The sequence below is a fragment of the Paenibacillus sp. Soil724D2 genome (assembly GCF_001427935.1).
Taxonomy (GTDB): Bacteria; Bacillota; Bacilli; order Paenibacillales; family NBRC-103111; genus Paenibacillus_E.
In genome coordinates this window covers 64098-77318 of record NZ_LMRY01000060.1, presented here as the reverse complement: position 1 = coordinate 77318, position 13221 = coordinate 64098, and the positions used below count along the sequence as shown (strand labels likewise).

Annotated in this window: 9 protein-coding genes; all 9 read left to right on the top strand. The window is 45.4% G+C overall.

Annotated elements, in window-relative coordinates:
• Positions 1-5: 5 nt before the first annotated feature.
• Positions 6-3092, top strand: a complete 3087-nt coding sequence (locus ASG85_RS35615) for a glycosyl hydrolase (protein WP_060649394.1) — start codon at positions 6-8, stop codon at positions 3090-3092.
• Positions 3093-3124: 32 nt separating this feature from the next.
• Complete coding sequence (locus ASG85_RS35610; protein ID WP_060649393.1) at positions 3125-5245, top strand: YIP1 family protein; 2121 nt, start codon at positions 3125-3127, stop codon at positions 5243-5245.
• Entirely contained in the window at positions 5242-7521 is a 2280-nt protein-coding gene (locus ASG85_RS35605; protein ID WP_060649392.1) for a DUF5696 domain-containing protein, read from the top strand. Before ASG85_RS35610 ends, ASG85_RS35605 begins: the two co-directional genes overlap by 4 nt.
• Positions 7518-8384, top strand: coding sequence for a carbohydrate ABC transporter permease (locus ASG85_RS35600; RefSeq protein WP_057303770.1), 867 nt, complete (start codon positions 7518-7520; stop codon positions 8382-8384). The genes ASG85_RS35605 and ASG85_RS35600 overlap by 4 nt, the downstream gene beginning before the upstream one ends.
• A gap of 38 nt (positions 8385-8422) precedes the next feature.
• Positions 8423-9379 carry a carbohydrate ABC transporter permease gene (locus tag ASG85_RS35595; RefSeq protein WP_057303771.1) on the top strand — a complete coding sequence of 319 codons (957 nt, stop codon included), beginning with the start codon at positions 8423-8425 and terminating at the stop codon, positions 9377-9379.
• Between the two features lie 30 nt (positions 9380-9409).
• Positions 9410-10108, top strand: a complete 699-nt coding sequence (locus ASG85_RS35590) for a hypothetical protein (protein WP_060649391.1) — start codon at positions 9410-9412, stop codon at positions 10106-10108.
• A 43-nt stretch (positions 10109-10151) separates the two neighbouring features.
• The gene (locus ASG85_RS35585) at positions 10152-10889 is read left to right on the top strand and encodes a hypothetical protein (protein ID WP_200957408.1); all 738 of its coding nucleotides are present in this window, start codon (positions 10152-10154) and stop codon (positions 10887-10889) included.
• Positions 10890-10916: 27 nt separating this feature from the next.
• The gene (locus tag ASG85_RS35580) at positions 10917-11645 is read left to right on the top strand and encodes a hypothetical protein (RefSeq protein ID WP_060649390.1); all 729 of its coding nucleotides are present in this window, start codon (positions 10917-10919) and stop codon (positions 11643-11645) included.
• Positions 11646-11844: 199 nt separating this feature from the next.
• The gene (locus ASG85_RS35575) at positions 11845-13176 is read left to right on the top strand and encodes an ABC transporter substrate-binding protein (RefSeq protein WP_060649389.1); all 1332 of its coding nucleotides are present in this window, start codon (positions 11845-11847) and stop codon (positions 13174-13176) included.
• Positions 13177-13221 lie beyond the last annotated feature (45 nt).

The following is a 13221-nucleotide window of genomic DNA, read 5'->3' as shown; positions in this document are numbered from 1 at the left end:
TGCCGATGGAAATAAGTGAATATTTACGTGAAAAATTCGACCATCCATCGGTCGAATACAGGTCGGTGCCGTTCTGGGCATGGAACGATCGTCTAGAAGAAGAAGAGCTGGTCCGTCAAGTGAACCAAATGAAGGAACAGGGAATGGGCGGATTTTTCATTCATTCTCGAGATGGATTGGAAACCGAATACATGGGACGCGAGTGGATGGCATACACCCGGAAGACGGTGGAAACCGCTGAAGAGCTCGGTATGCATGTATGGCTGTACGACGAGGATCGATGGCCATCCGGCTTCGCTGGAGGACTTGTGCAAGACAGAGGCGGGGACGCATTCCGCGCCAAAGGTTTGACGATGGAGGTATGCCAGCAGATCGGTTCGAACGATTTGACAGATAGCGTGGCGCTGTTTAAGGCCGTTATCGACGAAAGGAACTTGGTTCGCTGTGAGAGACTGCATGATGGTAAATATATTGCGTTAAACGAAAATGAAGTGCTGCTGATTTTTCGCGTGGAAATTTCGGAGCGAAGTGCTTGGTTCAACAACGAGTCGCCTCCTGATAATTTGAACCCGGAGACGGTTAAGGCCTTTATAGACATTACTTATGAAGCCTACAAGAAAGAGGTAGGGGGCCATTTCGGGAAAACCATCCGTGGCATTTTCACGGATGAGCCTAGTGTGCATGACAGCCACTGTAAGTTTACTGCAGGTCGCGGTTGGCTTCCGTGGAGTTGGTCATTTCCTGACTTTTTCCAAGAAAGACGGGGATACGATCTCTTGGATGTCATTCCCTACATGTATTTTAATGGAGAATATTCCTCCCAAGCCCGTCATGATTACTGGTGGACGCTCACTGAAAGATTCAGCGAGTCGTATTCCAAGCAGCTAGGTGAATGGTGTGAGATCAACGGTATTGACTTCACTGGCCATTATCTCTGGGAAAATAATATGGGCACGGCCACCCGCGTATGTGGAGCGGTTATGCCTAACTACCGGTATCAGCAGGTTCCGGGTATCGATATGTTAACCGAGCAGACGAACGAATACATCACGGTCAAGCAATGCACAAGTGTAGCGAACCAATACGGTAGAAAGTTCGTTCTCTCCGAAACATATGGATGCACCGGCTGGGCGTTCACCTTCGAGGGACAAAAGTGGGTGGGAGATTTTCAATATGTGCTAGGTGTTAATTTGAGGTCACAGCATTTGGCGCTTTATTCGATCAAAGGCTGTCGGAAGAGAGATTATCCCCCCGTGTTTAACTACAACACGAGCTGGTGGAAATACAATCATGTGATGGAAGATTATTTTGCCAGATTGTCGTCGGTTTTGACGGAAGGCAGGCCAATCCGCGATGTGCTCGTCCTGCATCCTTCTTCAACCGCTTGGAGCATGGTCGGTACGGGACCATACGGCTTCCCAGCTCGAGGAAAGGATAGGGACGTCTCCGCAACCAATACGTTTGGCCACGAATTTAATGCGTTTCTAGGCAAACTGCTCAGGGCTCATTATGATTTCGATCTCGGCGATGAGATCATTTTGGCGGAAACGGGGGAAATACACGGGGGGAACCTGGCCGTGAATCTGGTGGAGTATCCTATCGTAGTCATTCCGGCCATCCAGACGATGTTAAGCAGCACCTTTCGGCTGCTGTCAGACTTTCTGGAGGCAGGGGGAAAAGTAATTGCCGTAGGATCCCGACCGACGATGATCGAGGGTAGACCGACGGGCCTGCTATCCGAACTTTACGAACATGCGAACATGACCGTCGTCATGAACATCGAAGATGCGGTGTTAGCTCTGGAACGCATCCTGCCTCGGCGAGTTAGCTTAACGAACACGCAATCGATTGAAGCGCACGAGATGTTGTATATGCTGAGAGAAATAGGCGATTGTCGCGTATTGTTTGTCGTGAATAACGATCGACAGGGTACGCATCGGATTAGCATAACCATGGAGGGCACCGGCAGCGTGGAAGAATGGAATGCGCTGACAGGAGAAGCGAAGGACGTGGAGTTCGTCGTCCGTGACGGGTACGTTCATTTCGAGGACGTGTTCGGTCCTGCAGATTCCAAGCTATATATAATGAATGCAAATAAAGCGGTAGAAAGCCACCCCGTACTAGGACGGAGTATTGCGGATGAGACTTCTGTGACGGTTGTGGAGCTTGGTCCAGACTGCCGATTCACACGCACGATGCCTAACGTATTGACTTTGGACACCTGCTCATACCGATTAGGGGATGGCGATTGGTCGGAAGAAACCGGTGTATGGCAAGCTCAAAGAGCCATTCGGGATGCCTTAGGCATGAGACAGGTTTATTACAATGGGCTTGAGCAAAGGTATAAATGGATTGACGAGCCGCATCCGGAGAACGGTACGTCAGCATTGTTCAGATTCTCATTCCAGGTATCGGTCATGCCAACGACTGACGTTTATCTCGTCGTAGAATCTGCGGAATATTACGACATTCAGCTCAATGGCGAAACGATCTCGAATCTCCCTGTAGGTTGGTTTCTCGATCGAACGTTTGATAAGGTGCTTCTTCACGGACTAAAGGAAGGAGAGAATGAGCTGCTTTTATCTTGCCAATACCATAACCACTTGGAAGTGGAGGATATTTACCTGATCGGCGATTTCGGGGTCGATGCCGGCAGGGCGGTTGTGGCGGAGCCTGAAACACTGAAGTTCGGAGACTGGTGCTTGCAAGGTTATTTCCATTACTGCGGCAGCATGATCTACCAATTCGACGTCATCGTGGAGAACAATGCGAAGAGGAGGACGGTTCTGGGGCTTGGTGAATATTCCGCGGTAACGGTTGAAGTTCGGGTAAACGGCAGAACGGCGGGGCATGTGCCTTGGCGGGCCGCGAACCGCCTCGACTTGACGGAGTATCTTCACGTTGGAGATAACCGGATAGAAATCGAAGTCATGGGAAGTCCGCGCAACATGCTAGGTCCTTTTCATCATACGGCTGGTGATACGTCGACGACCAATTGGGCATCTTTCCGCAAAGAAGGCGACGAGTACACGCCGGATTATAAGCTGCGCTCATACGGTTTGTTTGACCAAATCAAGCTCTACCGTATCTGATTGAATGAAGAGACAGAAATGGAGGTTTGAGCATGAAAATAAGATGCCACAGGTGGAGGCTTTTCCTTTCCTTGATCATCTTGTGCACCGCGCTGTTGCCTGCAACTACGCACGCCGAAGTGAAATATTCGACCTATACAAAGGATAGTTACAACAATCAGATATGGCTTCAACCGGCTTACTTTCCACTGGATGTAATCGGGGAGGATCTGTATACAACGGATCCTAAGCAGCCAAATGTTAAAACGCCCTCACCGTTGCGAAATCCAAAAGACATCTTTATCGATGCGAAGAACGAAGTCTACATCGTTGATACGGGCAACAATCGGATTGTCCATATGACCGAAAAGGGACAACTGCTGCGATATCTGACGCTCCCGGAAAGCCCGCTCAACAAACCGGAAGGCATATTTGTCACCAAAGAAGGCGACATCTATATCGCGGATACGGGGAACAAAAGAGTGATTAAGCTGGACAAAAATGGGAAGATGCAAACCGAATTTAAACGACCGGACTCCAAATACATCCCAGCGACGTTCGTCTTCGATCCGGCAAAAGTGATGGTGGACGAACGGGGATTCCTGTACATTGCGGTGCATGGCGGTTACGAGGGGATCGTGCTGCTTGACCCGAAAGGTAAATTTCAGGGCTTTTTTGGCGCTAACAAAACGGCTCTTTCTCCGTTAGACGCTTTAAAGCGCATGTTATACACCAAGAAAATGTATGCCAATGAGGTCGCAAAGAGACCGGAGACGATCAACAGTGTCGCTACGGATAAGAATGGTTATATCTATACGGTCACGGGCGGTATGGCCAAAAGCGACCAATTAAAGAAATTAAATATTAAAGGGAATAATTTACTTCGCAGCTCCAATAAAACATTCGGGGAAGTCGTTCCCGGGGATGTTCCGATAGGATCTATAACCTCAGGTCCGCAGCTGATTGATGTGGCCGTTGACCAAAGCGGCAACATGATCGTGGTCGATTCGCAATTTAAATATATTAGCCATTATGATGCATCTGGTAATTTATTGTACTTTTGGGGCGGCGCTTCAGCGGTCGGATCGTCTCAAGTAGGTCTCTTGAAAAGCCCTGTGGCACTCGATGTGAATGCCAGGAATGAATTGTTCGTTTTGGACGATCAGGAAAATATTGTTCAAGTATTCCGTTTATCGGAGTTTGGCCAAAAAGTGGATCAAGCTAACCAACAGACCCTAGCGGGTTATTACGAGGACAGTGAAAAATCGTGGCAGGATGTTCTTCGTATGAATGCCCAATTCACTCCAGCCATTATGGGATTGGCTCAAGCGGCTTTTACAAAAGAACAGTACGAAGAAGCGAAAAAGCTGTTTAAAGAAGCTGGGAACCAGGAAGGGTACTCTGACGCCTTTTGGCAAATCAGGATGAAATGGTTACAACAGAATTTTTCCTGGATTGCGAGCCTTTTGTTATTCAGCGGAATTTTATACATGTTGATCAATAAATGGACCTCCAAAAGCAGGTTTCGAGATAAATGGCGCAATAGGAGGCGGACACCTCACAGCTTCCTAATGAACTTCAAGCATGTATTTTACATGATGAAACACCCGATTGATGGGTTTATTGCCATACGCTATGAAGGAAAAGGCAGCTACTTGAGTGCGATTATCATCTTACTTTGCGTGTATGCTTCCCTGGTGATCAAAAGGCTTGTTACCAGCTTTTCCTTTGACTCTTCGATCCATGTCGATATTTATTCGATATTTACACAGTTTTTCATTGTTTGGATTGCGTGGGTCATTGCCAACTATCTCGTGAGCTCCATTTATCGAGGAGAGGGCAGGTTTCGAGATATTTTTATCGGAAGCGCTTATGCGCTCGTACCGTACATGGTTATTGGTATTCCGCTTGCCTTCATTTCGAATATCATGACGATGTCCGAGTCTACTATTTACCATTATGTGGCACAAGGGATGATTGTATGGATCGGTTTATTAATATTCTGGAAAATTCAGTGGATTCATAATTATAGCGTAGGTGAAACCGCATTGAACATCGTATTTACGCTTTGCACCATGTTGGTCATTGGTGTTCTCATCTTTATTACAACCGGATTGACCAACGATTTGGCATCATTAATCTATGAAATGTACCAGGAGGTGATCTTGAGATGATAGGGATAATCAAACGGGGGAAAACCGCAGCAGTCGTTACCATCCTGCTCTTGGTCGCCATCTTCTTGGTCGTGGTTAATGTCAAAATCGAGTTCAAAGCTCCGGAAAATCGCGTACCCTTACCGGCGAAGATAGAAAGTTCAGCAGCTGCTGTCAATAGTGTCACCGCCCAATTGCCTAAAGAGAGCGACTTTAAAAATGTCGCCGAAACGGATCTGCTGCGTTTAAAAATGGATGAAAAAACCGGCCATTTTATCGTGGAAGACAAACGGAATGCAAATGTCTATCGTTCTTTTCCAAATCCGGAATATTGGGATAAGGAAAAGATCTCGGAGACCTGGAAAAAGCATTTGGCCTCACCGCTAATGGTTCAATATGTCGATTTCTCGAAAAACATCCTGCAAGCGAAGGAAACAAACTTGGCAGCGGATGGGGGACGGGTCAAAGAGATAAAATTGATTCCGGGCGGTTTTTCATTGGTGTATGAACTGCCTGCAACCGGATTTACGATCCCGATTGAGGTGAAAATCGAAAACGATTATGTAGAGACGAAGATTATACGCGAAGGCGTCAAGGAAGCGAATATGGGGCTCGTCTGGGCTAGGTTGTTTCCATTCTTCGGAGCTGAATATACCGTTTCCGGACAGGAAGGATATATGTTCATACCAGACGGCGCTGGAGCTTTGGTGCGGTTTAAGGATAATCAGCTGAACGTCAACAAGATATACGATGAAGCTGTATACGGTCAAGATAACACATTCGCGGGTCTTAGCAACAATCGCAACAAAATTGTGATGCCGGTATTCGGTATGAAGACGGGTACCAAAGGGTTTGTGGCCATCGTTCACGACGGAGACGAATACGCCAACATCGTTGCAGCGCCAGCAGGGGTGCTCAGCAACTATAACTGGGTGACCGCTCAAATGAATTTCCGATCGAGCTTCTTGCAGTTTACAACGAGAAATACGAATGTCCCTGATTCATGGGGGTATATCGATTATAACCGAGAAGAAGTATTCGGCAGTGACCGTATTGTACGTTACTACCTGTTAGACAGCCAAAAATCAGACTATGTAGGTATGGCTCAAACGTACCGCCAATATCTGATGAAGGAAAAGGGGGCGAAGCCCGTCACAGTCAGCGATCCCAATATACCGATGCATGTAAACTTCATCGGGGCGGATCAAGAAGACGGCTTAGTCACCTCGCGATATCTCAATTTGACCACGACGGACGATGCCACTCAAATGGTCAATTCTTTACATGACAAAGGCATAACCAATATGTCGCTTACGTTTAAAGGTTGGCAGAAGGGGGGCTACAGCGCCTTTGGGAACACGTTTCCAGTTGATTCCCGTATCGGTGGCGATAAAGGAATGAAAGCATTTATTGACAATGCCCACAGTTACGGTTTGCCGGTTTATTTAGAGGCCGAATATGCTTTGAATAACACAGGGGCATCAGGTTTCGACGAAAAATATCATGCCATCGTCAATTTGGCTGGGCGAAATCAAACGGTAAGTACTTTATATAACAGAGAACGAACACCAGCGGTCAGCTATAAATTTGCAGAAGAAATGGTTAAGAAAGATCTGAATGCATATAAAGCGATAGGTGCTGACGGAATTGCTGTTAACATACTCGGACAAAGACTGTTCAGCGACTATAATTCGGGGTTCGGTTCGACCAGAGATGAAGCTCGGGATGTTCAGGAGCGAATTCTAAAAACGATAAAAGAATCATTAGGCGGCGTACAAGGGAAATATGCCAATCTGTATTCGCTGCCTCATATGAATTATATTCAAACGCTGGTTTACGATCATTCCTATGATTTATTTACCGACGAAGCCGTTCCTTTCGTTCAGATTGCTACCCACGGTTTATTCACTTATTCATCGGAATATGTGAATAACCGGCAAGAAGACGTACACGACTTTTTGCGTGATATTGAATATGGCGCAGAGCCATCTTTCATTTTCACACGGGCGGAATCGAAAAAATATGTGAATTCTTTCGGCATTCGATACTACAATACCTATTTTCCCTATTGGGAGACTTTCGCCGTGGAGCAGTATAAACGATACAACGAAGCGCTCGGTGGTGTACAGGATCAGTTTATTGCCGATCACAAGACGCTGGCCCCGGGTGTAAAGCAAACAACCTACGAGAATGGTACACGGGTCATTGTGAACTATAATTTGGAGCCGTACCGCAGTGGCGATCTTGACGTTCCAGCACAAAACTTCGTTGTGATTCGAGGAGGGGCAAGCCGATGAAAAGAAAGATGAGACTAAATTCGTCCCTAGTCGAATATTTGGAAGGTGCGCTCTTTATTGCCCCTTGGTTTATTGGCTTTCTAATTTTCATGGCGTTCCCAATTGGCTTTTCCTTGTATATGAGCTTTCAAAAAGTGACGATAACGGCTACGAAAACGACAACCGAGTATATTGCTTGGACGAATTACCGGTATATTCTTTTTGAGAACGGACAACTGTTGTACAACGATTTATTGCCGTTTCTCCGGCAAGCCTTGTTTATGATCCCGATTATCGTCCTATTCGCCTTGATGATTGCCATCATTCTGAATCAAAAATTTGCCGGCCGGACATTTTTTCGCGCGATATTCTTTCTTCCAGTTATCTTAGCGACGGGTCAAGTTGTAGCGGAATTCCTGACGCAAGGTGAGGGGGACTTGGGTTTTATGTCGAAGTACAATGTTTCCGGCCTCATTAGTGCTAATCTATCGTCTACATGGTCTGGGCCACTCATCAAGATTCTCGACTCGTTCGTATTGATTCTGTGGTATTCAGGCGTACAAATCTTGATTTTCCTTGGTGGCAGACAGACCATTTCGAATTCAGCCTATGAAGCGGCGCGAATTGACGGCGCGGGTCCTTGGGAAACGTTCTGGAAAATTACACTTCCAGCGATGACGCCATTTATTTTCCTTAATATGATCTATACCGTCGTCGACTTATTTACTTTCCCGACGAATCCTATTTTAGGAAAGGTTAGAGAAAGTGAATATGGGTCGTACAGCGCGTTAATTTGGATTTATTTCCTTATCATCAGCTTCTTCCTGGCGATTATTTTCATCATCTTCAGCAGGGTAACAAAGTCGCAAAGGGAGACTGTTTAACGTTTAAACAACAAAAAACTTATTGTTGGGGTGAAGCTATGATCGGATTAAAAATCAAAAAAGAGCATTCGGATTCGTTTCTGCTTTGGTTAAATAAAGCCCGCTATATGATTATTGGCAGAGAAGCGGATAAAGGAATGCTGTTTAAATTTTTTATTTATTTAATATTACTGGATACAGCCTACATTTATCTGAAGCCTATCCTCCATATGATAACGACGATGGTCAAAAACGCAGATGATTTGCTGGATCCTTCCGTTAACTGGTTTCCACGGACGATCTACCTTGGAAACCTCCAGGAAGCTTGGGCTTGGTTGAAATATCCGAAAGCTTTCACCATCAGCTTGACACTCTCTCTTTCCGTGGCCATCCTGCAAACGCTTTCCTGCGCTGTGACCGGTTATGCCTTCGCAAGATTGAAAGTCCCTTTTAAGAGGCTGATGTTTTTTCTATTGCTGCTGACATTTATTGTCCCAATGCAGGTTACCATCTTGCCGAATATCATTTATGCTAGGGAATTAGGTCTTCTGAATACGATTTACCCCATTATTGTGCCCGCATTTTTCGGCCTAGGTTTAAAAGGTGCACTGTTCGTCATCATTTATCGTCAATTTTTCTCCACCCAACCGAAGGAACTGGAGGAAGCAGCCAGAATTGATGGGGCCAATGTGTTTAAAATATTTTACAAGGTTATGATGCCGCTTGCCAAACCTGCTATTCTCGTCGTATTTTTGTTTTCCTTCGTATGGACCTGGAATGACTTCTATTTGCCGAGCATGTATTTGTCCGATATCGAAACAGCACCTCTCTCAATGGGTATCTCACGCATAGCCTCTGCGCTGCGGCAGCAAGCCGAACAATATGGACCGTCGGTTAATGACGAAGCGATCAGAATGGCTACCACGTTCATGATGATCATTCCACCGATGCTTTTGTATACGTTTACGCAGCGCTGGTTCGTTGAGGGTGTGGAAAGAACAGGATTGGTAGAGTAGTACAATGCAGCTAAAGGAGGATTATGGAAAATGAAACGAGTTTTAACCTTATCTGTTACCGTCGTGCTAGTGGTTTCGTTGATGGCATGTTCTTCTACAGAAACGGCAACTTCACCCTCAAATGCCAAGAAATTACTTTATGTCAAAAAGAATGAAGGCAGCAATGATCCCATTATCATTAGTCATCTGAAGAAGCTTGGCTATCAAATCATGGATACAACGGACAGTGTCTTTAAAGCGGAAGCAGCGAACGGCTATGGCGTCGTGTTTATTAGCGATTCCGTCAACTCCTCCAGAATAGATGCCAAACTGAAGAATTCCACGGTTCCCGTTGTCTATGCCAAGACTCAATCGGTCAGCATTGCCGGCTTGACGGGAATTCTGGATTACGGGGAATTGAATGATGTGAAAGCCATACAAATTAAAGACAGCAAACATCCACTTGCAGCAGGATTGAAGGATCAGGTAACTGTTTATAACAGCAATGGAAAAATGGGGTACGCAATTCCGGGCAAAGAAGCGGTTATTATTGCAACGGCGCAGGGCGACGATAAGAAAGCCGTTATTTTCGGGTATGAAAAGGGAACGAAAAACATCAAAAATGAACCCATCCCGGCTCGTCAGGTGTTTTTCTATTTACCCGCCGGGCAAGAAATGAACCAGAACGATGAGGGGTGGAAGCTTTTGGACGCCTCCATTCAGTGGGCTGCACAAAACGGGAAAAAGTAATGATTAAGCGTTTACTACTATTTTGGCAAAGGGGATTTGATTCATGAAACGTTTAGTGAACATGATCACTGTCTTAATGCTGTTTATGGCGCTAATGGCTTGTACATCGGCTCCAGTCAATATGGATTCCGTGACCAATCCATCAACAGCTCCGAACAAAACGCAAAGTAACGGGAAAAAAGTTCTTTTTATCGGAAGAGACAGCGGCGGAGATGCCATCGTTACCAAGCGCTTAAAAGAAGTGCATGGCTTAGAAGTCACGGTCATATCAGACAAAGAGGTTGCTGCAGCAAAAGCGAATGATTATACGTTAATCTATGTCAGCGAATCCGTTAATTCCGGTAAAATCCGCGACACGTTCGTAAAGACTGCCGTACCCGTCATTTATGCCGAGCCTCAATCAACCTCCGATACAGGAATGACGGGTACGGATGGATTCGGTAAATTGGATGCAGGGAACGTGGCCAAAACAATTCAAATCAAAGACAGTAAGCATCAACTTGCAGCAGGGCTAGAGAACCAGGTTGACGTCTATAAGGCTAACGGGAAGATGGGTTTCGCCACCCCTGGTGCAGAAGCTATTGTTGTGGCTACGGTACCAAACGAGGAGCAGAAAGCAACCATTTTCGCCTACGAGAAAGGCGTGAAAAACGCAAAGGACCAGCCCGTAGTCGCGCGCGAAGTGTTCTTCTATTTGTTCAATGGGGAAGAAATCAATCAAACCGAAAGCGGCTGGAAGCTATTCGATGCAGCCGTTCGTTGGGCCATGGGGAAAAAGTAGCTTTTTACAGCAAAGGAGTGATATCTCATGAAACGAATATTGAGCCTTCTCATTATTGCTGTGATCCTGATTTTCGCTACGGCTTGCACAGCAACAACACAGGGAAGTCCTGAAGCGAGCCAGGGAGGAAATGCTACCAAAGTGTCTGGTAAAAGCAAGAAAGCACTCTTTGTTGGCAGGGAGAGCGGTGGTGATGCCATTACAATTAAACATTTGAAAGCACTCGGATTTGAAGTCGCGGTGACTACGGACAAAGAACTTACCGCCGCCGAAGCGCTGAAATATGCTCTGGTTTTTGTTAGCTCAACCGTCAACTCTGGTCGAGTTAGCAACAAGTTGATTGCTTCTCCGATACCCGTCATTTATGCCGAATCTCAAAATATAGGAGATGTGGCTTTGTCGGGTAAATCGACTGACTTTGATAATGGCGATTACTCCGGTAAGACCGTTACGATCAAAGCAGGCAATCATCCGATGGCAGCTGGGTTAAAGGGCAATGTGGACATTTATAAGCTAGATGGGAAAATCGGATTCGTCGTTCCTAGCAAGGAGGGTGTCATTGTTGCCTCAGCTCCCGATGATGACCAAAGAGCCGTTATTTGCGCGTTTGAGAAAGGCGTCAAAAACTTGAATAACGAACCTGTGCCGGCACGTCAAGTGTACTTTTATTTGGTAAACGGAGAAGAAATAAACCAGACCGACGATGGCTGGAAGCTCTTCGATGCTGCCGTAAAATGGGCGATTGGCAGCAAGTGATACTTGATCTATGAGGAACACATGCAAAAGGCTTCTCCGCTCAGGAGAGGCCTTTTCTTCATTATCATCATACGAAATGATGCAACAAATAACCTATAAAAATGAACGATCCCCTAATGAAAGCGCGATTCATTCCTATTAAAGTTATCTGGAAAGCGCTTCCGTGAAAGCGAGAATCTTAAAGGAGGTTCGATAAAGAATGAAAAAGTATCTATTTTCATCCTTATTTTTTGTGCTGGCATGTTTAATCTTGACGGGCTGTAAGTCAGAACCTGTAAGTTCTGATCAAACTCCGGTAGCCAACAAATCAACGGAATCGCCGGAGAACGAATTGTTCATCTATACGGCTTGGCCTGCATTTTACGTCAAAGAAGAAATTTTTAAAAAGCAAATCGGTCAATTTATCAAAAAGAAGTTCCCAGATATTAACGTCAAGCATGTCCATTGGGATAGTCCGGGCAGACGGTATGAGGACTTGATTGCAGCAGGCACTATTCCCGATATTGTATTTGATGAAGTACGCCGCAACACGTACAGGCAGGTTCGAAGATTCGAAATGCAATACGACATGACCGATTTGATTAAAAAATACAATTTTGATACGAACAAACTGAACCCGGCAGACATGCAGCATTCCATAAATACATCGGACGGAAAACTTTATTCGCTGCCCTTTAACTCGAACGAATGGGTGCTGTTTTATAACAAAGATATTTTTGATAAATTCGGAGTGGAATATCCGAAGGATGGCATGACATGGGATGAAACTTATGAGATGGCTAAAAAGCTGACGCGACAAGAGGGTGAAATTACGTATAAAGGTTTTCAGATGAATCCTGCCCATTATTTGAAGTTTAACCAGCTATCGGAACCTGGACTCGACCCAAACGAAGACAAGGCTTCCATGGTATCAGATAAATGGGTGAAGAGTGTAGATAATATCAGGCGATTCTATGATATTCCCGGCAATCAGTTAGTCAAAACGAATGCCTTCTCTAAGGGCAATATTGCGATGATTGTGGACTCTTTGGAAAATGCGGTGAGACTGGTTAACGAGAACAAAAGCTTAAACTTCGATGTTTCTTCCATTCCTGTTTTTCCGGAGGCGCCTAAGACTAAATTTCAGCCCAACACGAACGGTATGTTTATAACGAATCAATCTAAAAAGAAGGATCTGGCGTTTCAGGTCATCGCTTATCTTCTGTCGACAGAGTTTCAAATCGAGCTGTCCAAACAAGGAATCATTTCTACTCTAATAGACCCGGCGGTTCAACAGGTATTCGGGCAAGGCATTCAGGAGTGGAAAGGAAAGCATCTCCAGTCGCTCTTTTATTTAAACAGTGCTAAGCCTGCTCTTCGTAAACCTGGCTTGACCTTCATCGACTCGAATACGGATATGGTGTGGAATTTAATTGCGGAAGAATCCAAAGATAGCCAAACGGCACTGCGTATGACCAATGATGCCATGAACAAAGCAATAGAAGAAACGAAAGTGATTCAGAAGGATGGCGGAACAAGTCAATATCAATAGGGATGATCACCGTAGGAAAAGATGCAACAAACAACCTATAAAATG

Bases quoted from the DNA above. Each gene is read 5' to 3' on its own strand.
- ASG85_RS35585 (WP_200957408.1), top strand. From the start codon at position 10,152: ATGAAACGTTTAGTGAACATGATCACTGTCTTAATGCTGTTTATGGCG.
- ASG85_RS35605 (WP_060649392.1), top strand. From the start codon at position 5,242: ATGATAGGGATAATCAAACGGGGGAAAACCGCAGCAGTCGTTACCATC.
- ASG85_RS35575 (WP_060649389.1), top strand. From the start codon at position 11,845: ATGAAAAAGTATCTATTTTCATCCTTATTTTTTGTGCTGGCATGTTTA.
- ASG85_RS35580 (WP_060649390.1), top strand. From the start codon at position 10,917: ATGAAACGAATATTGAGCCTTCTCATTATTGCTGTGATCCTGATTTTC.
- ASG85_RS35610 (WP_060649393.1), top strand. From the start codon at position 3,125: ATGAAAATAAGATGCCACAGGTGGAGGCTTTTCCTTTCCTTGATCATC.
- ASG85_RS35600 (WP_057303770.1), top strand. From the start codon at position 7,518: ATGAAAAGAAAGATGAGACTAAATTCGTCCCTAGTCGAATATTTGGAA.
- ASG85_RS35615 (WP_060649394.1), top strand. From the start codon at position 6: ATGGAAATAAGTGAATATTTACGTGAAAAATTCGACCATCCATCGGTC.
- ASG85_RS35590 (WP_060649391.1), top strand. From the start codon at position 9,410: ATGAAACGAGTTTTAACCTTATCTGTTACCGTCGTGCTAGTGGTTTCG.
- ASG85_RS35595 (WP_057303771.1), top strand. From the start codon at position 8,423: ATGATCGGATTAAAAATCAAAAAAGAGCATTCGGATTCGTTTCTGCTT.